A 23,588-nucleotide genomic window follows, 5' to 3' on the forward strand; every position below is an offset into this window, starting at 1 on the left:
TCCCTTGGTGGGTGTTTCAATGCGAGGATCAACACGACAAAATAATTCGCCAAAGACGATCTTTGGTGCTGTCAGAACCCTCTTGCCCGGGGCTGACCGCCATCGAGTTGCCTTGCGTGAAATGGTGAGATCCACGCAGGGCAGGTCTTCCGTGAGTGGTCAGTTCAACCCGGAAGAATGTCGGCCAAAGGATAACCTTGGGCGGGCAGATTGCCGGGCTTGAAGTCTTGGATCACTGTCGAGGTTTCCACCGCTTTAAGCGCCATATTGGCCTTGTGAATCTGTCCTGCCTCGATATCGGTCAGTGCCTGTTCCAGATGTGTTGCGGTGGCGCCGACAGGCAACATAACGACTGCGACATCCAATTCGACGCCAGCCTTCGACATGACCTTGATCGCTTCATCCACGCGACCCTCCTGAATCATGACCCCAGCTTGGGTTATGCTAGCGCCATGCTGATCCGTGGGCTCAAACCCATCGGAGAACTTTAACCCGCTGTCGACGGGCAGCGCGTAACCCTTGCTATCACTCAGATGCACCGAGAATTTTGCCGCATGCTCGTCGATAGCGCCTCTTGAGGCGGACACGATTTCTTTGGCCTGATCAAGATTGCCATCGAACAAGGCCAGGCGCGCAGCCCGCACACCGTCCAGAATGAGTTTGCCGGTAGCAGGAATGCGGATGTGTTGTGTTTCAACCTTTCCAGCAGTTTCCGTTTCGCTGCTCACTTCCGTCTCAGCAAACGCAATCTGCGATAAACTTGTCGTGGCGAGGGCGAGGGCAACAATGATGGCCACAGATTTCGTATTCGCTTTCATGCTCATCTCCTGATCTTCTGCAGCATTATCTGCTGCGATTGACTGGAAACTAGTTCGCGAACTTCACCTGAGCTTGCGACGAAGTTTAATTTTTTTTGAACTCTCGAAACATGATCGAAACACATAGGCCCGGTTTGGCATCTGACAGCGTCAGCGTTGCACCGTGACGGTCGGCAACTGCTCGCACCAAAGCCAGCCCCAGCCCGCTTCCGGGCGTGGTGCGGGCCGCATCCATCCGGACGAACGGTTGCAGCGCACGGTCCATGTCGCCCTCCGGAATTCCGGGGCCTGTGTCACGAACGACTAGTGTCGCACCATGTTCAGTGGCGCTGATCTCAACATTAATCTCCGCGCCGTTTCCAGCATGGTTTGATGCGTTCATCACAAGGTTAACCAGAGCCTGCTTTATCATCGGAGCGTCAGCTTTGATCTGAACATCTTGCGATTTTACCACTAGGGTCTGATTGCTTTCTTCAGTCATCGGACGAACGAATTCTGCTACCTCTTCAACCAGGGGCCGAAGTGGAATCAATTGCAATCGCGATTGATCACGGTCAGCTTCAACCCGCGCGATTCGAAGCATGGTGTCGAAAATCGCACCCAGGGCCTCGGCTTCTGCGAGAGCTGCATCGATCCTAGGTACAGGGTCAATCTGCTGGTCCACCGCATCTGCGATCTCCTGCAACGCAATTTGCAGATGTGAAAGTGGAGTTTTCAGATCATGCGCGATTGCAGAAGCGGTTGATTTCATACCGGTAACCAAAAGCGTCAATCGATCGAGATTCTGGTTCACTCGCGTTGCAATACGGTCAAACTGATCGTCCCGATTATAAACGGGCAATCGGATATCTAGGTCACCATCCGAAACCCGTGAAAGCGCTGAGTTCATTTCTTGCAACCGGGTCATTGAGAAACGGCTTGCCCAAAGTCCCAAGGCCAGTATTGCGATGGTGTTTATCAGCGCAAATACCACTAACCCCCCCACAAGCCTCATGATAGCCAGTTGAATTGGCTCTCTGCTACGCCCAATAACCAATGTCATGTCATCAAGCTTGTGAACGCTCAAATGGTACTCGCCGACCACGCGACCATTAGTCAGTGGACTCAAATCCTGCGGTGCTACCCCGACAAAATCAGGGGCCAACGCAAATGGACCGGTTAGGGTTACACTGTTCGCGTCCAGCAAAGACACAACACGATTGGATGGCTCAGAAAGGCGATCCATCTGATGCAGAGTGTCTACCAGGCCGGATTGCCCCTCGGCCTCATAAATATCACCTAGCAAAAGGCTTTCGCCTTCGCTTTGGGCATTTAGTTCGCTGACCAGCGTATTCTCCACGATCCGTACCAATGCCCAACCGCAGAGCGTAAATATTGCCAGAAAGAAAAACAGTGCCCTTAGTGTCGCTTTGAACGGCTGGCCGCTGATCAACTCACCGAGGCGCACGGATCGTATATCCCATGTTACGTACCGTGTGTATCAGCGCGGTTTTGAACGGCTTATCCACTTTGTGTCGCAGTTTGCTGATGTGCGTTTCAACAATTGTGGTGCCGGGGTCAAAAGTGAAATCCCACACTTTCTCCAAGATCATTGTGCGGCTGACAACTCTGCCCGGATGCTCCATCAGGTGCTGCAGCAGAGCAAACTCCTTATTCAAAAGCTCAATCACCTGGCCCTGCCTGGTTGCTGTTCGGGTCAAGAGATCCAGACTCAGGTCATGAACCTCTAGAATGGTCTCCTGAGCGGTCTGGCCCGGGCGCCGGGAAAGAGCAGTAATCCGGGCAAGCAACTCTGAAAAGTGAAACGGCTTGACCATATAGTCATCACCGCCAGCCAGCAGCCCTTCGACCCGATCATCCACATCCGAGAGAGCAGTCAGAAAGATGATTGGCAGATCGCTTTTCGATGCGCGTAGTGCCTTTACAACTGACAACCCATCCATGCCAGGCAGCATCCGATCAACAATCGCAATGTCTACGCTATTGTAGAGGCAATAGGTCAGAGCCTCTCGCCCGTCTTCTACCCAGTCAACAACATATCCGTGTTGGGTCAAGCCTTTGCGGATATAGTCAGCCGATTTCACATCGTCTTCTGCCAAAAGAACTTTCATACCCCGTTGATACGTCAAATGCGCCTGCTCGAAAAGCGATCGCATGGTTGGGTTCTGATGAGCTGGTAGCGACAGGACAACCCGTCTTGCCGCGCAACTTTCTTGTGCAAAAAACTGGGGCACGATGTAACGGTTGACCCATCCATCCTGAAGCCAGTGCATGTCTGGCAGCGCGATCCAAAATGATCGTGAACAGAACCGTGATCATCGTTTGATGAAACGGTGATCCTGCTCCACGATGTTGTTCAGGTATTTACGCCTCACCATCTCGATTGGTACTGGGCAGCCAAATCCTTAGAGTATTCTGGTAATAGCCTTGATGCCTGCAGTATTGGCTCCGCTTTTGTCGGTGCCAACTACTCTGAGAGAAGACCTAATTTTCCTGCGCTGAGTTTCGTATCGCAGAGTTTCTTTCGATCAACTGTGCCTCTAACTTTTCAGACTCTGGTCTCTCTTGGAAAGAAATCCAGCGGGCCAACGCGATGGCTGCACGTTCGCCCATTCTGGAAACCGGAAGATGAACCGTCGACAACGAGGGTACGGCGACGGCAGAACTTGGCAGATCATCCAGGCCCATCAACGATACGTCTTTCGGAACACTTACTCCCTTGGATTGAAGACCAAACAAAACCCCTAGCGCGACGACGTCCGAAAGACACAAGACAGCGTCAGTCTTGACCGCATTACTTACGATACGCGCAGCTGCTTCCGCACCGCCGCGAAGGCTGATTTCAGTCTCAACAGTTGCAAGTTCGCCGTTCCAGTTCACAGCGCGCAGCCCGGAGAGCCGCGCGAGTGTCCGGTCATTGTTGTGAACCGGGCCGTGCACAACAGTGATTTTCTGATGCCCCAGGTCAATGAGGTGCTGCAGTGCCAATTGTGCCGCGGCCTTGTTGTCATACCCGATCGTTGGCAAAGGATTGGAGCCGTCATAATAGGATGTGATGATTGTGGGGATCATCGTACGTTCGAGAAGTTCGTGGAACTCATCGGAATGGGTAGCGCCGGTAACGATCAGGCCTTCTGCCCCAATATCGACAAGCCCCTTCGCCTTTTTAGCTTCGACCTGCAAGTCAGACTCAGTAGTGGCCACAATCAACGACAACCCATCTTCGGAGAGTTTTCGCTCCAGAGCGGCCAAAAACCGAGCGAAAATAGCATTGTCCAGTGTTGGAACCAGCGCACCTACAAAACGCGTACGGCCAGAATTAATTGCTCGGGCCGCCGCACTGGGGACGAAGCGAAGTTCAGTGATCGCTTTTTGAACTTTCTCCAGAGTGTCTTTTTTTACCACATCTGGTTCATTCAGTACTCGGGACACCGTCGCGACTGAAACGCCCGCTGCTTTTGCAACATCTCTGAGATTTGCGCGTTTTTTCAGCGCGGGGGCTTTTTGTGTCACCTGTATTTGCGTCCATTTTTTAGAGCTTCAATGAAAGTGTTGACATATGTAACTAGTTTCATCAACCTCTGTAACTAGTTTCATAACTGAGAATCCAATAGCGATATGCAAGGTTCTGCTGTCTTACACGAGTTCACGAATTCCGGGTTCGAAAGCCCGGGACGCAGATTCCCTGGGTTTCCGAAGGCTTCTAGGGTTCGAAAATATGCTCTGGCATCGCGGGAAGCGATCCGTGTGGAGTTGGATCCGGGTGATTTGCTATCCTTGGAAGCGGCGTCGCAGTCGCAACCTCTGGACATTGTTGCATATCTCAACGGGCAGACGGCGCTTGATCATCTGGGCTTAGAGGCAAACGGAGCGCTTGATCACTACGAGTTCAACAGCGAGCCACTCGAGGGTTGGATCAGTGCGAATGGCGGAAATCCAACGCAAACAGTTCCATGCTATAAGGCAGTCGCGTCTGCAGATCCTTTGATCTTGCGTACAGACAATCGCATCACAGTTTGGCTGATCCGACCAACTCCGAACACTGGATTGATCGAAGGGATTGGTTCTGGCTGCGTCGCGGTTTCTCATACGGCTGCAGCTTCAAGCGTGCCTTTATTGCCACCGCTTTTGGGTGATACGCGAGACGAATTCACTGTGCCGCGCGGTACGGGACTCGCATATGAGCTGAAAGCCGGTGAATTCGTTCAAATCATCGACGTCGAGGGGCAGCAGTGCTCTGACTTCATGGCACTTCGTTCCGACGGGTTGGATCGCGGAGACGAATGGATGATCGACTCGACCGCGACCCGGTCGATGGTGCGACGCGCCTATCCTGGCCCCGGGTTGCTGGACAAGTTCTATGACCGTGAGATGCGGCCTCTTCTCAATGTGGTGCAAGACACCTGTGGACGACACGACACATTTGGTTTGGCCTGTACAGCACGCGGATATGAAGAGCGAGGCTTTCCCGGGCATGTGAACTGTTCAGACAACATGTCGAATGCGCTAGCGGCCTACGGCGTAGCCCGTCGATCTGCGTGGCCGGCCATCAATTTCTTCTGGAGTACCTGGATTGATCCGGCAAGCCATCACATCCTGACCGAAGAATCCCATTCGCGTCCCGGCGACTACGTCGCCATGCGCGCAATGGAGAATCTGGTGTGCGTTTCAACTGCTTGCCCGGACGATATTGACCCGATCAATGGTTGGAACCCGACGGATGTGCATGTCCGTATCTACCGCCCGGAAACGCCGATCCGCCGTGCGGTTGCCTATCGTGAAAAGGAAGATGCCCCGATGTCGATCAGTCAGGAGTCCGCGTTTCATGACCGTCTGGCCCCACTGACCCAACAATTTGCACCTGCACGTGATCTATGGGCACCGGTCAGCTTTCCCGCTTTCGGAATATTGGGCGAGTACTGGGCATGTCGCGAGGCAGTGACGGTGCAGGACATGAGCGGGTTGCGCAAATTCGATATCGTTGGCCCAGATGCGGAGAAACTGCTGCAACAAGCAACAACCCGAAACGTGGCCAAGCTGCCGGTCTGGCGCGGGTCCTACACTTTGATGTGCGACGAAAGCGGGTCGGTCATTGATGACGGCACGCTTTTTCGGCTTGCGCCCGAGATTTTTCGCTGGTGCTGCGGCTCTGAAGAAAGCGGCCGTGCACTGCAATCATTGGCCACGAATCTGGACCTGCAGGTCCGTGTGCACGCCATGCAGAACGCAATGCCTATCCTCGCGATTCAGGGGCCAAAATCGCGCGACCTTTTGCGCAAGATCACCTTTACACAACCACACGTTCCTTCGTTGGATGACATGAAGTGGTTCGGTGTGACGATTGCCCGACTCAATAATCGCGAGGGTGCGCCATTCATGCTCTCGCGCTCCGGATACACTGGGGAGCTGGGCTACGAAATCTTCTGTTCCAAGTCTGACGCGATTGAGATCTGGGACGCTGTCATGGAAGCGGGTCAGGAACTTGGAGTTACACCCATGGGCTCGGCAGCATTGGACATCATCCGGATCGAAGCCGGGTTGGCCGCGGCAAATGCTGAATTTGCACCCGAAGTAGATGCATTCGAAGCCGGGTTGGGCTTCGCCATCGATCTGAACAAAAACAATTTTACGGGCAAATCCGCGCTTGAAAGAAACGCGAGAGAGCCGCGTCGCGCGCTCAAAGGCTTACTGATCGGCTGTGATGATGTACCTGCCCACGGCGCCCCTGTTTTTGCCGGCGAACGGCAGGTAGGCGTCGTCACTTCGGCCACTAGGTCACCGATGCTGGAACACGCCATCGCGATGGCGAGGGTGTCGGTCGAACACTCCGAGAACGGGACGCAGCTGGAAATCGGTCAACTTGACGGGCGGATGAAAAGGCTCGGTGCCACTGTCTCGGGCATTCCATTCATAGACCCGCAACGAAAGCGGGCGCGCGCCTGAAGGCGCAAGCAACACTACGCAACAGGAGAACAAGATGAAGCACTTTAATACACTGACTGCGTCGCTGGCATTGGCCTTGGGTGCCACCACTGCAATGGCGCAGGAAAAGGTTATGGTTGGTGAACCCAGCTGGCCTGGAGCCAAGATTATGAGCCGTGTGATCGGCCAGGTCATTGAAACCCGTCTTGGCGGTGAGGTCGGCTATGCGCCCGGCGCAAACGCAGTGATCTTTGCTGCGATGGATGGTGGGCGTGGTGACATTGACGTGCACCCCGATGTCTGGTTGCCAAACCAATCTTCGTTCACTGACGAATACGTGGACCAAAAGGGGACAGTTGGCCTGTCCGACGGTAGCTATGAAGGTCGTGCCGGAATTTGTGTTCCGACCTACATGGTCGAGGATCACAACATCAAATCGATCTATGATCTTGCCACACCGATGGCGCAGGAGCTTTTTGACTCAGACGGCGATGGCATGGGCGAGGTCTGGGTTGGTGCTTCTGGTTGGGCATCTACCAATACCTTTAAAGTACGGGTACGCGATTATGGCATCGAAACTTTCCTGACGCCGACTACCGAGGATGAAACGGTATTCTATTCGCGTTTGAAGGATCAGATCGATCAGAAGAAAGGTGCAGCGTTCTACTGTTATGCACCGCATTACGTGCACGCGCTTTATGACGTCACCATTCTGGAAGAGCCCGAGCATGATCCGGCCACCTACAAAATGGTCCAACCCGACCAGGATGCTGATTGGTACAACCAGTCTCATGTCAGCACCGGCGAGCCGGTAAAGACAGTAACGGTTGCGCATTCCAAGTCCTTGGATCAGCGCAATCCGGCGGCCGCGTCATTCCTGAGCAGCATCAATATGGATGCCGCGCAGCTGAGCGGTCTGACTTATGAAGTCGTGGTCAAAGGGCGCGAGATCGATGAGGTTGTGGCCGAATGGATCGATGCCAATGGCGATACAGTTGATGGCTGGCTGGGCCTGAAAACCAACTGAAGCAACTGTGCCCCCGGCGTTTCTGGATCGGGGGCGCAATCCACAAGACCAACTATGGTGAGACGAGTATGACAGCGGATATCGCAATCGATGCGCGTGGCGTGTGGAAAGTTTTCGGAGCAAAGGCGCAAGACGCGTTGAAGGCCATTCACAATGAAGGGCTGAGCAAGGCGGAGGTACTTGAACGCTTTAACTGCGTTGTAGGTGTTGCCGATGCCAGTTTCGAGATCGAACGCGGTGAGCTGTTTTGCGTCATGGGTCTGTCCGGGTCGGGTAAGTCGACTCTGGTGCGCCACGTCAACCGTCTGCTGGAACCCACGGATGGCCATATCTACCTCGACGGCGATGACGTGATGGGCCTGAACGACGAAGGCCTTCGCGATTTGCGCAATCGTCGGGTGGCTATGGTTTTTCAGAACTTTGGGCTGATGCCACACCGCACCGTGCGTGACAACGTCGCCATGCCGCTGGAAATCCGTGGAACTGGTAAAGCGCGTCGCTGGGAAGAGGCGGATCGCGTTCTTGAACTGGTGGAACTGAGCGGCTGGGAAGACAAATACGCGCACGAACTGTCTGGTGGTATGCAGCAGCGGGTTGGTCTTGCCCGCGCTATCGCTGCGGACCCGGAGATCTTGTTGATGGACGAGCCGTTCTCGGCCCTTGACCCGCTGATCCGCAAGCAACTGCAGGATCAGTTCATGGAGCTCAGCCACAAGCTCAACAAAACTACGATGTTTATCACGCACGATCTTGATGAAGCCATTCGTATCGGCCATCGAATTGCGATTATGAAAGATGGGCGCATCGTTCAGATTGGCACGCCGGAAGAGATCATTCTGAATCCGGCAGATGACTATGTTGCTGACTTCGTTGCCGGGATTTCAAAACTTAACATGATCTTTGCCCATGCGGTGATGAAGCCGGTTGAAGAATTCGAGGCACATCACGGTGAGGTTCCGACAGACGCCAAAGAGGCACATCCTGACATGGATTTGTCTGATCTGATGAACCTCTGCGTAGATGGTCACGGGGTTGTAGCTGTCACGCAGGACGGCAAGACCGTGGGCGTGATCAACCGGGCGGGTCTGATCCGCGCCATTCAAGACAGTCAGGCATAAGGGAACGGCGATGAAACACGTTGACGTACAACAGGTCCAACCCGAGACCGCTGACCGCCTGAACGGCCTGATTGGGGATTTCGTCGGGCAGGGCGAGGACTACTATCAGAAAACATTTTCCTACATGATGCAGGCTCCGGGTTACCGGTTCACCCTGAACAAGGCTGCTGCAATTCTTGGGCCAATCTGGTTTGGAGCGCGCGGTCTCTGGTCGTGGTTTCTGACTTTTCTGGTTCTTGAAACACTGGCTTACATACAGATAGGGCTGGGTCTTTTTGGTGATCTTGGGCGCGAATTTCGTGAACGGGCCGAGCAGATCGAACAAACCCTTGATCTTCGCCGACAACAGATCGAAGCGGCCGAACAATCGGGTGCCGCCTCGCTCGATTCCCTGAAACGTGCAGCAGAGTCGCTTGAGGGGGCTTTGGCCGGGGCTCAGGACGCTGCCCGAAGTGCCGATTCAACGGGGATCACATATCTGGCAGCAGGCATCGTCCTGTTGCTGGTCGTAAAGTTTATCGCTGCGTCATTGGCCAACTGGACCTTAGAGGGTCAGTTCGCCCGATGGCGATCAGATTCCAGCGTGGCTCATGGGTGGTCCATGGTACGGATGATTGTTGCATCGGCGTTGACTGTGGTCGTTGTCATTCTATCCGCAATAAAATTTGCGCAACCCGATGCATTTGCGATCCTCAAGACCTTTCCAACCAACCGTGACTGGCGATTGAATGTCGGGGATGGTGTGCAGGCAGTCTTTGAATGGACCAAAACTGCTGGTCGAGGTTTCTTTGACGGGCTGACATACGGGATGCGCACCCTGTTGGACTGGATCGAGGTGGTTCTGGTCGACACGCCCTGGCCAGTGGTTTCGCTGGTTATCATTATGTTGGCTTACCTTTCTGCGGGTGCGCGTGTTGCGATTTTCACCGGCGCTGCATTGGCCTATCTCGGGTTACTGGATTTCTGGGAAAAGGCGATGACCACTATCGCACTGCTGGGTGCAGCAGCGATGATCTCGATTACGCTGGGCATCCCACTTGGTATCTATTGTGCGCGTAGGCCCAGGGCCTTTGCCATCGTGCGTCCGATACTGGACTTCATGCAATCGATGCCATCCTTTGTTTATCTGATCCCGGTGGTCGCGTTCATCGGATCCGGTAAACCTGCGGGTGTGGTCGCGACCATGATTTTTGGCAGCCCTCCGGTCATTCGCTTTACCGTCCTTGGTTTGCAGCAGGTTCCCGAAACCGTGCGCGAGGCTGCTTTGGCATTTGGTGCCACCCCGCGCTATCTGCTGTGGCGTGTGGATCTTCCACTTGCGCACAAAACCATCATGGCAGGCGTCAATCAGACCATCCTGATGTCATTGGCCATGGTTGTTGTCGCATCGCTGATCGGGGCAAAGGGTCTGGGCGAAGATGTTCTGGAGGCATTGCAATATGCGGCGGCTGGGCAGGGCATATTGGCAGGCCTCGCCATTCTGTTTTGTGCTCTCATTCTGGATCGTATTGTGGCTGGTAAGAAATGAGCCCTATTGCGAATTTGATATCAGCTAAGTCGTCCTGACTTCAAATCCCGTGGTGCAATGTCTTTTGGGCTGGGTGCACAAAAAGGCTTCACACCGGGCGACTGTCATGGCTCAAGCTGATGGCACTGTTACCAACTGTAAGGTGTTCTTCCACCTTTTGACATTGTGGGTGATGTGGTCAAAGTGGAGGCGAGGCGCTGGTTGCCTGCGCATCCTTTCTAGCGGTGAATATGCTCATCTCGCTCGGGGAAGAAATCTACCTATTTTGTACAAAGGCCTTTAGCACATACACATCCGGATAGTGAACAAAATGAAGACAGCGGGAAAGCGATAACGTCTAGCCACTTGTTTGCGGTTCACATTTGGTTTTCCCGTCTAGCCTTCAGGAGCGGGGGCAGCGGTTGCTAAAGTCCAAGTGAAAATACAACTGATACAATCACTGGCGCTTCTCTGATACATTTCGAACCCAGAGTCTTCTCATCCCGCTGAACGGCACCGCGCACCAATCGCCCCGAGGAAGACCGGAATATGTTACACAAGCCACTGCCAAGCCTCGGTGCTGCCATCGCTCCTTTAGTAGGAAAACTGTGGGTTTGTGAATTCAGAACCTGTCAGAGACGGATTTTCGAGGCGGCGGCATGACTGCCACCAGTATTGCTCTTTTCACAGTCGGCATCGGTAGCGTCACCTTCGCATTCTGGGGGCATTATACCCACTCGGGCCAGCAGAGCTTTGAAGGCATGAGCGGAATGGTCCCGATCGCCTCAGGGGTATTTGGCGTTCTACTCTTAGTTTCCGCCGTGCTGTTGACCGGATATCAGTTTTTGGTCCCCTCAATGGAACAGGATCTTGCCACGTTGTCGTTTCCAAAAGCTCCGCGGTTCTCAGACTATAACCATTGGATTTGGTTATCGGTTACCGTAGCGATACTGTCTCTGTTCGACCTTTTCTGTCGCCTAACAGTTGGCGTGTCTGGCATATTGATCGCGTTTTCATGGTTTGAGAGTGGGGCTTCTCGCTGCGGTTTGAGCATACTCTTTCTGGGTGTCCTGACCGTACATACGTTGATGGTGACTGATACGATCGGAACTATCCATGCTCGGTATTTTGGCCAACCGGACTCCTCGATAGTGGTTGGTCATGATCTGCACAACCAAGTGTTACGTCTCTATCCATCTACAGGGGGAGGTGAGGTCGTAACCTCCCATGGTGGTACCTATGAAGATAACGACGTATTTGCCGACCGATTTGCCGATCTGCAATGGGAGAAAACTCTGCGGTTTGGTCAGCGTGCGCAGGATGTTTTGGGCTGGCAGTCTTTTACGACCAAGTCGGCGATCAAGGCCGGTGTGCTCCATTTTGTGACATTGGGTTTGCTTGGGTTGTTCTTCGTTGGACTAATCGGTTGGTCCGTTGACTATCAGGGCGAGCTTGAGACCGCTTCGGCCTCGGCTCTTGAGACCGGCTTCAGCTGGTTGTGGCGACATCATCGGGTCATGTTTCTGGCAGCTGCGTTGGCGGGCGCGGGAACGGTGATCGGATTGGTGGCCTGGGCTCATGACCCTAAGCTCGTTGAACAGCTTCAGCCGGGGGATGTATTTGCACAGCTGCCAGAGACGATCCGACCTGGTAAGGTGATCAAAGGCATTGTTGTCGATCATGCGGCTGAACAGGCTCATTTCAAAAACCAGTCTGGATCGAGCGTATCGCATTACAATCTGTTAGTGCGGATTGATGAAGTTTTCGCACATTCAATCTGGCTAAGGATCACTTTGGAGAACATCAAACCGGTCCGGGATTGGGTGAGTGACGCGGTGTCGCTACAGGGTGTAGCAGAGACATTCATAGTGCAGGATGATCTATCGATCATACCGCAGAAACTACATCGTGCGGGGGTTCTATCGCATTCCTACTAGAAGGCTGCGTACAAGATTACTTCCTTCGGAAAATGTGGGCCATGTGTGAAATCGCGACAGTTTGCTACTGTCTTATCCGACGGCCCGTTATCAGAACTGCGGTCGGATAAGACAGCTCAGTGCAGAGTTTGCGTCAGATCCCCTCTGCACCGAGTCATGACTTTGGGAAAAACCTACACTTCGACAACACTGGTAACCGTCTCGCGGAAGTAGTCCAGCAGACCATCCGCCTCGTGGGACAAGATATAGGTAAGGCTTTTTACTTCCGTTTGTTGGACGCCGTAGAAAAACTGCTGATGAAAGGAAGTCAGATACCAGCCATCACCTAGCTCTACGCAATTTGTGCCCAATGATTTTGTGCCTTCGGGGAACACCTCTGTGCCCAGTCGGCCAACGAGTTCCATCAGCTCATCGCGGTTTTTTGCCTGCTGCCAACTGATGTCGGTATCATCGCGAAAGTGATCGATCCGAAAATCAATATCCTGCGCGATCAGTTCAAACATTGTCGGATCACTAGCGACAAATTTGGCGATGACTTGTTCGATAACTGTTTCTTCAACAAACGCAGATTTCGGTTCCATGTTCATAGACTCCTCTTTGTTTAACGAATGGAGTCTGTCACCGCTGCATGACAAAGGTAATTGCTATATCAATTATGAATGATATAGATATTATCTATGATAGAGTTAAACTCCTTACGCTATTTTGTCAGCGCCTATGAGGTCAGGACTTTTAGCAAAGCGGCACGAGAGAACGGCGTTAGCCAGCCAACAGTCTCGGCTGCGATTCAAAAGCTTGAAGATCGTCTTGGCGCGTCTTTGTTTCTACTCTCAAAAACTGGCTTAACACCAACACCGCTAGGGACGCGGCTTTACCATGACGCGCTGAACAGCGTCACTCATCTCACAACACTCGAGAGCCGAATTCTGAATCAGCCGAAACAGAATGTCCGGATCCATAGCGCACCAGATATGCTGATCAATAGCCTCGCGTCAGGGCTCAGCAGCCTTCGCCACGAGTTTTCCGATCTGGCCTTCAGTTTTACAGCCGATGCGAAGGATAGCGACATCGCCTATACCACTGATGTCTGCCTGCCTGCTTCACATAGCTTCATGCTATTGGAGGAAGAGCCTTTTGGTGTAGCGTTCTCAAGTAAGCATCCGCTTGCCTCCCTGAGCGAGGTGCGACTGGAGGATGTTTGCAGGCACCCAATAATTCATAGACCTTACTGCCCGAATGCAGATCATATGGATATGAATGCACTCAGCACAGCGCCCGCAGCACAGGCTATGAACGACCCACAGTTGATGGATCTGGTTGCGGCGGATCTTGGCATCGCTTTCACGCCACGCTCACATGCCAGATACCGTGAAGATGTCGTCTGGGTTCCACTTGCGGATAAAAACGCAGGAACACGTAAAGCCGGGATTTCCCATCGAAGATCGGCGCTAGCCACCAAGCTGGCAAAGAAGCTGGCTGAGGTTATCAAAAGTGGCTGACCTTTTTGTACAAAGGCGACCCTCTGGCAAATGATACAATTGATACATCTTGCAATGTTTCTCTGACACAAACCGGTCTTAGCCTGATGGTTTAAGTGAACGGAACCTGTTGACCTGCCCAGGTTCACCTGCAGCGGGAGAGAGCGAGAGAATGAGTGGCCAAAATCGTACCGGATTTGCATCAGCAGCACTGGTATTACTGCTTTCCAAATCGGCACTTGGATGTCAGCCCATGCACCAAGTGAATTATAAGACAGACGGAGGCTTCTTCGGCATTCGACTGAACGGTGTTCTGGTTATGGCAGGAGATAGCTATTCAGGTGTTGTGAAACTCGATCAGGGTTTATTAGTCGGTGAGAATACAATTGCGGTTACTTATGACGCCAAGGGCGCGCAGGATGTAGCTTATTTCGCAGTGCATGAAGGCTGCGAGGGCGAATTTCCGAATGAACAATCTCTGGCTTCAGTGGAAATACACGGCGATGGAGAGCAAGAATTGGTCTTCGATAGCCAGAGCCCGGTTGAGGCTTTTTTTCCCGGGGCAGTTATAAGCGACGGCAAGGGCCTGCTTGATGCGGTGAAAGAGCTACAGGCCGCAGTTCAAAGGCGAGATGTCGAAACCGTATTTGCTTTCCACGAACCTCTTTTGACCAAAATGGCTGAAAGCGGTGCTCCGATGGAGCGGATCAATGCTCATGTCACCAAGATGCTGACGGAAGGCGAAATTACCCTAATGCAAAACCTGACTTTGACACCGGTCTTGGATGGGTTGGCCTGGGAAGTTTTGGCCCCCTCCAGTCAGCCGCCTGTTGTTGTTCATCTTGAGCAGGATGGCGGGCAGTATGAATGGACCAGCGGAACGCGATGGGTTTTTGTTGATAACGCTTGGTACGTTATCGAACCGTGAAGCTATCTTGTGGGTTCAGGTTATGACTTGTTGGCTACCGCATCTCCCGACAAACTGATCTGAGCCAGCAAGTGCACCGCCTTGATCCAACCGGTCTTAGAGGACAGCGAAAATGACGACAGCTCAGGAGATGGCAACCTGTGTCGAGGGTAGTTCACAAATCGATGTCACCCAGTTCGAAGACCTGCTCAATGCCATGGACGAAGGGGTCGCACTATTTGATGTCGATGGTAGTTTTCTTCTGTGCAATGACAAATACATGGAAATGCTGGCGCCATCAGGTCATCCACGACCCGACGTAGGAAACTCATCTCAACAGGTCGCGCTTGGCTTTTTTGGAACGGGTTATCTTCAGCCGGTAGATGGCATGGATGAGGCGACGCTTTCGCGTACTGTTGGAGTGCCGACTGATCCGGGACAGATATTCGAGTTCAGAAACGCGGACGGGTGCACCATTGCCGCCACTACCAAAATTACCTCAGGCGGCAGGGCACTGGTGCGCTTGCAGTTTCTCGAGGAAGCGAAAACGCCCGATCAATCAGCGCGTGACATGTTGCTAGATGCGTTTCAGGCATTGGATGAAGGTCTCGTTCTTTGCGATGAGAACATGCGTTTCGTCTTTGCCAACACGGCGTGGAAGAACATGATGTATGGTGCGCGGCCGCATCTTACTCCTGAACCCGGCGACGAAGTTGTCGAAAAGGTTATCGAGCTGGTCAAGGACGGCTTCTACGATATCCCTGCGGATCAGAGCCAAGAGGATTACATCAATTGGCTGATGACCGAGATGTCCCAGCACGGGAAACAGGTGGAGATACGCACCGCAGAGGGCAAACACTATGTGGGTGCCTCACATTTGACCGCGTACGGCGGATCCCTGTTGTTTGTACGCGATCTGACCAATCAGCGTAGGGCTGAGGCGACGCGGCTCGAAGCCGTGAACGGCGCAATCGATGCAGTGGATTACCCTCTGGTTTTGTTTGATGCGGATGAGAAGTTCGTGCTGGCCAATAAGGCGTGGTACGCGATGATCGAGCCTACGGGGTTGGATCCGCAGCCTGGTGACCCTGGAAATGAGTTTTTCTGGTCCATTGTCGACTCTGATTATTACCTGCGCCCGGAGGGTATGAGTAAGGAAGACTACTTTGCCGCCGGAATGGCCTTAATCTACAACTACGGACGCGAGTTTCCGCTGCAAACCTCTGATGGCAGGGTTTTTCTAGGAAGCTCGAATGTCACCGCGCTGGGTGGATTTCTGCTGTCCTATCGGGAAATCACCGAACAGATCCGCGCCGAGGCAGAGCTGGAACAACAGCGTGAGGTGGCTCATCAGAACGAAAAGCTCTCGGCCCTTGGGGAACTGCTGGCCGGCGTTGCGCATGAGCTGAACAATCCATTGTCGGTGATTTTCGGGTATAGCCAGATGCTGCAGGGCAAGGTGAGCGATCCCGTGCTGTCCGAACGGATTGATTTGATGTGCCAGTCCGCCGAACGCGCGGGAAAGATCGTAAAGACCTTTCTTGCGATGGCACGTCAGCGTCCAACCCGGATAGATATCTGTTCGCTTAACGACGTCGTGGCGACAGCGTTGGAGGTGTCGGGCTACTCGCTGAAAACCAACGGCACTGTTGTCGAGACTGATCTAGACGAGACCGCGCCTCCGATTGCGGGTGATTTCGATCAGCTGGCGCAGGTTTTCAGCAATCTCATTGTCAATGCTGGCCACGCTCTTCACGAACAGCGCGAGGAAGGCCGCATTCTTGTGCGGTCGTATCACGATGTCGACGAGAACCGAACCGTGGTCGAAATCCGCGACAACGGTCCGGGTATTCCTGCAGACATTCAGAACCGGGTTTTCGAACCATTCTTTACCACTAAGGAAGTCGGCGAAGGGACCGGCGTTGGGCTTGCCTTTAGCCATAAGATTATCGAAGGCCACGAAGGTGAGTTGTCATTGCGATCTGTTCCGGGTGAGGGCACAAGTTTTTACGTCAAGCTGAATGCGGTCCATGATGACAACACGCGGAACGAGCTGGATCGATTGGCCCCCACGCCGTCGAAGTCGCTGTCCTGTCTGGTGGTTGATGACGAGGCCGGCGTGGCGCAATTGCTTTCGGACATACTCACCGACGAAGGCCATTCGGTCGAAATGACGACCACGCCCCGTAAGGCGCTGCACATGGCCGAGGCCAGGGAATTTGATGTGATCCTGAGCGATTTCAAAATGCCCGATATGGATGGCGAAGCGTTCTATGAAGCCCTGCGCCTGATTTCACCGAATAGCGCCAATCGCGTGGGTTTCATAACCGGTGATGCCCTGAGTGAGAATGTCCGTGAATTCTTTGCACGATCAAAACGCCCCTATATCGAAAAACCAATCATTAAACGCGAGCTTTTGACGTTGATCCGGCTCGTGCTCTACGAACTGGAATAGCCTATGTATCATTCCGTTATCATCTGCGACGACGAAGCACCCTTGCGCAAGATGCTCGCAGATCACCTGAGCGAATGTGGCTATGCCGTGCAAGAGGTTGAAAACGCCGCAGAGCTAATGGCGCTTTTGGCCAAACAAGAACCCGATCTGGTGCTGTTGGATGTGCGTATGCCCGGTAAGGACGGTTTCACGGCCTTACGGGATATCCGGATGGATTCTCAGGTGCCGGTGATGATGCTGACAGCTGCCGGAGACGTAGTAGACAAGGTACTGGGTCTGGAGTTCGGGGCCGATGACTATCTTGTCAAACCAGTTGATCTTCGCGAATTGCAAGCGCGGATCAAAGCGGCGATCCGGCGCAGCGCCATCCGGGAAACCGAGCAGGAAAAACATGATCGTCTCAGCGGCACGGTGCCCTTTGGGACCTGCCATCTTGACCTCGATAGCGCCCGCTTATTTGCCGAAGACGGTTCTGAAATTGCGATAACCGCCATGGAGTTTAGTCTGCTGAGGGTTTTTGCCGAAAATCGTGGTCGGATTCTGAACCGTGATCAACTGCTGGCCAAGGCGCATGATCGGGGTTGGGAACCATTCGATCGATCAATTGACCTCAGAATATCGCGCATCCGTCGCAAGGTCGAAAAAAACCCTGAAAAGCCCGAGGTGATCCGTACTGTTCACGGTATCGGCTATGTTTTTGGTTAAATTGCTGCACCGAACACAGACCGATATGGTGCTGGTTTTTCTTACCACGCAACAGTATCCAATCATGAGCAATAGGAGTGCCCTGAAAGTGATCAAGTAAGTCCAATCACGCAGCCAGCCCAAACGGCAAAAATTGGATTAACTTTCTCGGAGCACACAATGCATCCCATTATCTATGACGTCGCCGTCTCAGTGGACGGTTTTATCTCTGGTCCATCCGGTGACATCTCAATGTTCGCCAATGAAGGGCCGGTCGTCGAAGACTACCATGCCCGTATGGCTACATACACGACGGCAATCATGGGCCGATCAACATATCAGTTTGGATACAAGTATGGCCTGGAACCGGGTCAAAATCCTTATCCGCACATGGAGACGATCGTGTTTTCCCAGTCCATTGGTGATCTGAAAAACAGCGATGTGAAGATATGCAGGTCGACAACAACCCATATCATCAGGGAACTTAAATCGATTGCGAAGGGACCAATCTACCTTTGTGGAGGCGGTTCGTTTGCTGGATGGCTTTTGAAAAAAGGCCTGATCGACAGGGTCATTCTTAAGCGCGCGCCTTTCGTTTATGGCGACGGAGTATCTCTTTTTGGTGGTAAGGTAAGTCCGCATCCTTTCAAAAAGATCGCATCCAAGTCTTATCTGAGCGGGTACGTATTAGAAGAATACGAGACCTAAGTGGTGATAGCGGTCCTGCTGCGGTTTCGACCGGGAATGTCCCGTCGTCAGCAGGATCGCTTGATTTTCGAAATCGCGAAGGCGCCGACAATCCTGTTTGCCGTGTCGCACCAATCAATGACCAGAAAGACCTTTGCGTTTCTAAGAGTTCCTTCTTCCAAGAATTGAACAAGGTACTGACAAAATTGATACATTACCCGAAACAAGCCTGACATGTCGGCATTCTATCGCTCCCTCAAAATTGCAACGGGGAAGTGAGTACGCATGTTTCCAGAGACACATCTGATCAAATTGTTCGGCAGTACATCAATTACAGCGCTGCTTACAGTTGGGGCGGTTTCAGCGCAGGTGATCGTCGATCCCGGAGAAACTCTGGTTGTGAATCCGGGGAATACGATAAACGACCAAGTGTTACTGTTCAATGGCTCAACCTTGCAGGTTGAAAGCGGTGGGACCGTATCCAACCTTGGTAGTACTGTACTGGCAGGCGAAGCGGACGCAGCGCTTGAGGTCATCAACAACGGTAAAATACGTTCGGTCAACGCTACAGCGCTCTGGTTGGCAACAAGCACGCTTCGACTCGAGAACTCTGGTGAAATTGTTGGCAATGTCGACGGGATACATCTGCTTTCACCGAGCTCATCACTGACCTACCTTCATAATGATGCGACCGGTGTCATTAGCGGCGTCTCCGGAACCGCGGTTCGGGTCGGAGGTACGAGCCAGACCGTTGTTAACAACGGGTTGATACTAGGCGATGACGTCGGGTTCCACGGAACAGGATCGATCGGCACGATCCAGAACACGGGTAGAATCCAAGGCACAGACATTTTCGGAATATTTGGTGAGGCTGACATTGGTCAGATCCTGAATTCCGGCGAGATACTGGGCACATTTAACGCCATTCGCTCCGTCGGGAATGTGGGCGAGCTCTCTAATCAAGGGGTCATTCGCGGGGGGCAAGACGCGATCGCAATTGGTGGAAGTTTGGGGGTGTTAAAAAATGATGGTTTCATCGAGTCGCTAACTAATGACGGAGTATCCATCGACGGCCAAGTTGCCCTATTGGACAATACTGGACAGATTATTTCTCACGATGGCAATGGTGTGACAGCCAGTAGCGGGATCTCGACATTTGCAAATTCGGGCACAATAAGCGGCGCGCAAGTAGGTGTTCTTAGCGATGGAACCATGACATCGCTGAACAACAGCGGTGTGATTCACGGGAACGGCAGTGTCGGCCTTGCGCTCAGGGACGTCAAAAATTTCGTCAATACCGGCACTATCTCCAGCGATAACGCTTCGGGCGCGATTACTGGACAAATCAAAACCTTTTTCAATGCAGGTCGGATTGAAGGTCACGAACTCGGGCTTGGTATCGACGGAGACGTAGGCAGTTTCGAAAACCACGGTACCATTACGGGACGACTCAACGCAGGCTTTGAAAACACCGGTGTCATATCCTCATTCGTTAATGCCGGAACGATTTCAAGCAGAGATGACGTTGGTGTTGTTCTGAATGACGCCACAGCTTTCATCAATAGCGGTTTGATCAAAGGCAACACCGTGGCGTTCGAAATCAATGCGAGCACTGGCACGGATCTCTTTCTGCGCCAAGGGTCCAACATCCAGGGTTTGATCGATATTGTCGGTTCGAGCACCCTGAACACTGATCCCGGAATGAACCTTGATCTGACGTTCAAGAACGATGTGCCTTCTGTTGGAGACACTGCAGGTTCGCCTTTTGTCGTTAGTAATGACACGATCGTTGTGATCGACCCTGCCGGGTTCGCCGGATCTGACATCTTTGCCAACGATCTGGTTCGCTCAATTTCTGATGTCGCAGGCAACACTGGGACTCGTATTCCTTTGATCAGGCGCGAAAACGGGATCGAAAAAAATGTCTGGTTTACAGGTTTCGGAGGGCAAAATCAGGTATCAGGGGCTGGTATTCTTCAAGATAGCTATGGTGGCGTGATCGGTGGCGTGGACCTGCCGACAGCCTACGGCTCGCTGGTTGGTTTGTTCGGCGGTGTTGCAACAGGTGACATAACCTCAGACAACTCAGGCAATTCGCTTACCACTAAATCTATTTTCGTCGGTGGTCGGTACCACAGCGACTTTGGATCCAACTACATTCGTGCATCGATTGTCGGGGGGCAGCTAAGTTCTGATGGCAACAGGCAGGTATTTAACAACCTGGCTGCAGGTGGGGTTGAAACCGGCACTTACGACTATGATGGTTACTTCCTGTCGCCTTCTATCGAGTTTGGAACTCGGCTCGATAATGTGCTGGCGAACAGACCGATTTTGGCCAGCCTGCAGCTCAGCTATCTACATACGTCCGAAGATGGATACACCGAAACTGGGGTTGCCAGCCCAATCACGGTAGATGGCAGTCAGAGTGACTACGTGAATGCCCGTGCTCAGGTCACACTACCGCATGAGTTCTCTCTGGGCGCAGGTCCGGACGCGCTGTTGGAATTAACGGCGGGCATCGACGGGCAGTTCACACTGGGAAACGCGTCGCGAAACGCAAGTGTACTAGGCTCTGAGATTACCTTGAACCCAACCTATGATGACCAACTCATTCGCGGGTTTATTGGGGGTGGGCTCCGCCAGCAGACACGCGATGGTCGCGGGGTATTCTCAGTGGGTGCGGACGGGTTTTTCGGAGGCAGCGACAACTACGAGATTCGTGGAACACTGTCCTTTCAATATGTCTTCTAGGACGAACCAAATCCCCCACCAATCGATCCGTGTTTCAACAAGGAGGAAGTATGCTTACAGGATGTAACTGCTCTGGGTTACTGGGAATTCTGTTTGTACTTGCCACCAGTACCAATTCTGACCGAGTCTGTGTTGGGCAAGTATGAGGTTGTTTCCGATTGCTCGAGGCGTCCAGCAGCAAGGAGTGATCATGTCTGCTAAGGTGGAAGCCCTGCCCAGTACGTCACCTCTGCATTCGCTTCGAGCCCAAAGCGGAGCTTGATAAGTAGCCTGAGTGTCAAGCGTGCAGCAAGTTACGAGCGGTGCAAATCAGATATTGGATGTGGAACAGAATAAAGGCGAGTTATTGGACATTGCCGACTTTGCACTCACACAGCAATCTTCGCCGTCTAACCCGAGCAGTTGTAACAGATTCCCTCGGCCCTGCTCATCACATTGGTTTGTTCACTTACTCGCCTCTTTGGCAGATAAGATATGCGCTCGCATCAAGTCCGAAGCTTGTGCCAGTTCGCCCGCATCGACGGCATCCAGAATGGCAACATGCTCGTGACAGGCCTGCAGAGTGCGCACCTTGTTCTGGTAGTTTTGATACTCCTTTAGCCGACCAGCTGGTTCATCGGAATCCAGCGCGCGTATGAAGAACCTGTTCCGGCAAAATGAGATTAAGGTGCCGTGCAGGCGGATGTTGGATTCATATACCAACGTCAGGTCGAAATCTGTCATGATCGTGTCGATCAGGTGGGTCTGCTCAAGTCGGAGTTCGGCTATCCTCTCTGGGTCCACGGTGTATCCGGGCTCTAGGAAAACAGCTGGTTCCAGAAGCAGCCGAAACCGGAACATATCCTCCGCTTCCGCCTCGCGCGATTTTGCCAATGGTGTGACCTGCCATCCATAACCTGGATTTTGTCGCACTAAACCTTCGTTGGATAGACGGAACAGGGCTTCTTGCAATGGAGCGCGCTCGGTCTGAAAGCGTCGCATCAGTTCGGCCTCACTGATCCGATCACACAGGTCGCCTGCGAAATAGGCGTCGATAATTTTGTGATAAAGCTTGTAAGCCTGCTGACCGGTTGTCTGATAGTCCAGATCGGGCAACTTGTCGGCGTCGATGCATAGAAAATACCCCCGGCGAGGCCGATGCTCTGCTACGCCGATTTCACACAAGAAATCCAACGCAGCTCGGACCGGAGTTCGGGACACCGATAGTTCCTTGGCAAATACAGATTCTCTCAGAGGGTCACCAGAATCCAGGCCCCGTTTTTCTGCAGTATCCATAATTTGTGCTGCCAGCTCGCGTTGAAGATCCGATACCTTCCGAGCAGGAGGCGAAATATCTGACATGCCATTTTCTTTACGGTTTTCAAAGGCTAACCGCAAGTGTACTTTATCGTGAAAAATGCAAATCAGTGACTAGCGCAGCTTGTAACCACCGGTGGAGAAAGCAGATGGAATCGAAGGCACAAGCCGCAAATGCAGTGTTCCCGCTTGGGTACTATGACAAGGGGTACACACCGTTTTATGCGCTCCAAAGCGAGCCACGGCTCAGCTACTGCCTGTATGTGCCGATGGATTACAAAACAGATGATGACCGGATCTATCCGCTGGTGGTGCTGGTGCACGGTACGGAAAGAGGGGCACATCTGTATCGCGACGGGTTTGCCGAGTTTGCTGAACAGCAAAAAGCGATCGTGCTTGCGCCTTTGTTTCCGTGCAATCTGTTGTTTGTTGGCGATCAAGAGAACTACAAACTGTTGCGGGCGCGGGATTTCCGGTTCGATCTTTCCCTGTTGTCGATGGTGGATGAGGTTGCCGCGCGTTACCGCGTTCAATCCGACAAATTCTTGCTTCATGGCTTTTCCGGAGGCGGACATTTCGCCCATCGGTTTCTCTATGCACAACCCGACCGTCTGAGCGCTGTCTCAATTGGCGCACCCGGGGTGGTGACGCTGTGTGATCAAAACAAGCGGTATCCATTGGGGTTGGATGGAATGGCTGAGTATCTGGGTGGTGAGATCAAGCCCGATCTGGTCGAGAACGTGCCGGTCCAATGCGTGGTTGGCTCTAAGGACACCGAAACTTGGGAGATCACGGTAGAACCTGGCGAGCTGTTCTGGACCCCGGGCATCAACGACACTGGACGTACCCGAATTGACAGGCTTCGCAGTCTGGCTACTTCGCTTGAAACAGCGGGGTGCTCTGTGCAGTTTGATCTCATCTCCGGAGTGTCACATGACGAACGGGGCTTGGTGGCATCCGTACAAGCGTTTCTGAAGGACCACTTGCTCTGAATAGGCCAA

The 23,588-nt window shown here is 52.9% G+C and carries 18 protein-coding genes and 1 pseudogene; 12 read left to right on the forward strand and 7 right to left on the reverse strand.

Translation table 11 applies throughout. The annotated features are described in order from the left end of the window. Window positions 1-164: 164 nt before the first annotated feature. From ACR0IO_RS16480 to ACR0IO_RS16500, 5 genes and pseudogenes are all read right to left on the reverse strand, one after another. Window positions 165-818, reverse strand: coding sequence for a YfdX family protein (locus ACR0IO_RS16480; protein WP_480742670.1), 654 nt, complete (start codon window positions 816-818; stop codon window positions 165-167). A gap of 85 nt (window positions 819-903) precedes the next feature. Continuing rightward, window positions 904-2,265, reverse strand: a complete 1,362-nt coding sequence (locus tag ACR0IO_RS16485; RefSeq protein ID WP_480742671.1) for a sensor histidine kinase — start codon at window positions 2,263-2,265, stop codon at window positions 904-906. Continuing rightward, window positions 2,252-2,929, reverse strand: coding sequence for a response regulator transcription factor (locus tag ACR0IO_RS16490; protein WP_480742673.1), 678 nt, complete (start codon window positions 2,927-2,929; stop codon window positions 2,252-2,254). The genes ACR0IO_RS16485 and ACR0IO_RS16490 overlap by 14 nt, the downstream gene beginning before the upstream one ends. Window positions 2,930-3,136: 207 nt before the next feature. After that, window positions 3,137-3,283 (reverse strand): annotated as a pseudogene (locus tag ACR0IO_RS16495) (IS6 family transposase); the annotation flags it as partial. Between the two features lie 19 nt (window positions 3,284-3,302). After that, window positions 3,303-4,331 (reverse strand): LacI family DNA-binding transcriptional regulator, encoded by a 1,029-nt coding sequence (locus ACR0IO_RS16500; RefSeq protein WP_480742675.1) that lies wholly within the window; start codon window positions 4,329-4,331, stop codon window positions 3,303-3,305. 234 nt (window positions 4,332-4,565) lie between these two features. Here ACR0IO_RS16500 and ACR0IO_RS16505 point away from each other — a divergent pair, with 234 nt between their 5' ends. The 5 genes from ACR0IO_RS16505 to ACR0IO_RS16525 all read left to right on the forward strand — a co-directional run bounded on the left by ACR0IO_RS16505 (window position 4,566) and on the right by ACR0IO_RS16525 (window position 12,329). Continuing rightward, window positions 4,566-6,761, forward strand: coding sequence for a DUF1989 domain-containing protein (locus ACR0IO_RS16505; protein WP_480742677.1), 2,196 nt, complete (start codon window positions 4,566-4,568; stop codon window positions 6,759-6,761). Window positions 6,762-6,795: 34 nt separating this feature from the next. Then, a complete protein-coding gene (locus ACR0IO_RS16510; protein ID WP_170336108.1) occupies window positions 6,796-7,767 on the forward strand; it encodes an ABC transporter substrate-binding protein in 972 nt (323 codons plus the stop codon). Window positions 7,768-7,835: 68 nt separating this feature from the next. Continuing rightward, window positions 7,836-8,885, forward strand: a complete 1,050-nt coding sequence (locus tag ACR0IO_RS16515; RefSeq protein WP_155147776.1) for a quaternary amine ABC transporter ATP-binding protein — start codon at window positions 7,836-7,838, stop codon at window positions 8,883-8,885. 10 nt (window positions 8,886-8,895) lie between these two features. After that, window positions 8,896-10,413, forward strand: coding sequence for an ABC transporter permease (locus ACR0IO_RS16520; protein WP_480742681.1), 1,518 nt, complete (start codon window positions 8,896-8,898; stop codon window positions 10,411-10,413). Between the two features lie 638 nt (window positions 10,414-11,051). Next, window positions 11,052-12,329 carry a hypothetical protein gene (locus tag ACR0IO_RS16525; RefSeq protein ID WP_480742685.1) on the forward strand — a complete coding sequence of 426 codons (1,278 nt, stop codon included), beginning with the start codon at window positions 11,052-11,054 and terminating at the stop codon, window positions 12,327-12,329. 173 nt (window positions 12,330-12,502) lie between these two features. On the opposite strand, the gene ACR0IO_RS16530 is transcribed toward ACR0IO_RS16525, so the two are convergent. Then, window positions 12,503-12,910 (reverse strand): hypothetical protein, encoded by a 408-nt coding sequence (locus ACR0IO_RS16530; RefSeq protein WP_480742687.1) that lies wholly within the window; start codon window positions 12,908-12,910, stop codon window positions 12,503-12,505. A gap of 96 nt (window positions 12,911-13,006) precedes the next feature. Here ACR0IO_RS16530 and ACR0IO_RS16535 point away from each other — a divergent pair, with 96 nt between their 5' ends. The 6 genes from ACR0IO_RS16535 (at window position 13,007) to ACR0IO_RS16560 (ending at window position 21,291) form a co-directional block, all read left to right on the forward strand. Next, window positions 13,007-13,828, forward strand: coding sequence for a LysR family transcriptional regulator (locus ACR0IO_RS16535; RefSeq protein WP_480742690.1), 822 nt, complete (start codon window positions 13,007-13,009; stop codon window positions 13,826-13,828). 151 nt (window positions 13,829-13,979) lie between these two features. After that, window positions 13,980-14,735, forward strand: coding sequence for a hypothetical protein (locus ACR0IO_RS16540; protein ID WP_480742692.1), 756 nt, complete (start codon window positions 13,980-13,982; stop codon window positions 14,733-14,735). A gap of 112 nt (window positions 14,736-14,847) precedes the next feature. After that, window positions 14,848-17,169 carry an ATP-binding protein gene (locus ACR0IO_RS16545; RefSeq protein WP_480742696.1) on the forward strand — a complete coding sequence of 774 codons (2,322 nt, stop codon included), beginning with the start codon at window positions 14,848-14,850 and terminating at the stop codon, window positions 17,167-17,169. A 3-nt stretch (window positions 17,170-17,172) separates the two neighbouring features. Next, window positions 17,173-17,874 carry a response regulator gene (locus tag ACR0IO_RS16550; RefSeq protein ID WP_155147789.1) on the forward strand — a complete coding sequence of 234 codons (702 nt, stop codon included), beginning with the start codon at window positions 17,173-17,175 and terminating at the stop codon, window positions 17,872-17,874. Window positions 17,875-18,033: 159 nt separating this feature from the next. Beyond that, window positions 18,034-18,561: a dihydrofolate reductase family protein gene (locus ACR0IO_RS16555; protein ID WP_480742698.1), complete on the forward strand. Its 528-nt coding sequence runs from the start codon at window positions 18,034-18,036 to the stop codon at window positions 18,559-18,561. 264 nt (window positions 18,562-18,825) lie between these two features. Then, window positions 18,826-21,291 carry an autotransporter domain-containing protein gene (locus tag ACR0IO_RS16560; protein WP_480742700.1) on the forward strand — a complete coding sequence of 822 codons (2,466 nt, stop codon included), beginning with the start codon at window positions 18,826-18,828 and terminating at the stop codon, window positions 21,289-21,291. A 444-nt stretch (window positions 21,292-21,735) separates the two neighbouring features. On the opposite strand, the gene ACR0IO_RS16565 is transcribed toward ACR0IO_RS16560, so the two are convergent. Further along, window positions 21,736-22,632 (reverse strand): GntR family transcriptional regulator, encoded by an 897-nt coding sequence (locus tag ACR0IO_RS16565; RefSeq protein ID WP_480742702.1) that lies wholly within the window; start codon window positions 22,630-22,632, stop codon window positions 21,736-21,738. 104 nt (window positions 22,633-22,736) lie between these two features. Here ACR0IO_RS16565 and ACR0IO_RS16570 point away from each other — a divergent pair, with 104 nt between their 5' ends. Next, a complete protein-coding gene (locus tag ACR0IO_RS16570) occupies window positions 22,737-23,579 on the forward strand; it encodes an alpha/beta hydrolase (RefSeq protein WP_480742704.1) in 843 nt (280 codons plus the stop codon). Window positions 23,580-23,588: the final 9 nt, after the last annotated feature.

The sequence above is a fragment of the Ruegeria sp. CE12 genome (assembly GCF_056537525.1).

Coding starts and splice junctions, on each gene's coding strand:
- ACR0IO_RS16480 (WP_480742670.1), bottom strand. CDS start 818: ATGAAAGCGAATACGAAATCTGTGGCCATCATTGTTGCCCTCGCCCTC.
- ACR0IO_RS16490 (WP_480742673.1), bottom strand. CDS start 2,929: ATGAAAGTTCTTTTGGCAGAAGACGATGTGAAATCGGCTGACTATATC.
- ACR0IO_RS16510 (WP_170336108.1), top strand. CDS start 6,796: ATGAAGCACTTTAATACACTGACTGCGTCGCTGGCATTGGCCTTGGGT.
- ACR0IO_RS16515 (WP_155147776.1), top strand. CDS start 7,836: ATGACAGCGGATATCGCAATCGATGCGCGTGGCGTGTGGAAAGTTTTC.
- ACR0IO_RS16520 (WP_480742681.1), top strand. CDS start 8,896: ATGAAACACGTTGACGTACAACAGGTCCAACCCGAGACCGCTGACCGC.
- ACR0IO_RS16525 (WP_480742685.1), top strand. CDS start 11,052: ATGACTGCCACCAGTATTGCTCTTTTCACAGTCGGCATCGGTAGCGTC.
- ACR0IO_RS16530 (WP_480742687.1), bottom strand. CDS start 12,910: ATGGAACCGAAATCTGCGTTTGTTGAAGAAACAGTTATCGAACAAGTC.
- ACR0IO_RS16535 (WP_480742690.1), top strand. CDS start 13,007: ATGATAGAGTTAAACTCCTTACGCTATTTTGTCAGCGCCTATGAGGTC.
- ACR0IO_RS16540 (WP_480742692.1), top strand. CDS start 13,980: ATGAGTGGCCAAAATCGTACCGGATTTGCATCAGCAGCACTGGTATTA.
- ACR0IO_RS16545 (WP_480742696.1), top strand. CDS start 14,848: ATGACGACAGCTCAGGAGATGGCAACCTGTGTCGAGGGTAGTTCACAA.
- ACR0IO_RS16550 (WP_155147789.1), top strand. CDS start 17,173: ATGTATCATTCCGTTATCATCTGCGACGACGAAGCACCCTTGCGCAAG.
- ACR0IO_RS16555 (WP_480742698.1), top strand. CDS start 18,034: ATGCATCCCATTATCTATGACGTCGCCGTCTCAGTGGACGGTTTTATC.
- ACR0IO_RS16560 (WP_480742700.1), top strand. CDS start 18,826: ATGTTTCCAGAGACACATCTGATCAAATTGTTCGGCAGTACATCAATT.
- ACR0IO_RS16565 (WP_480742702.1), bottom strand. CDS start 22,632: ATGTCAGATATTTCGCCTCCTGCTCGGAAGGTATCGGATCTTCAACGC.
- ACR0IO_RS16570 (WP_480742704.1), top strand. CDS start 22,737: ATGGAATCGAAGGCACAAGCCGCAAATGCAGTGTTCCCGCTTGGGTAC.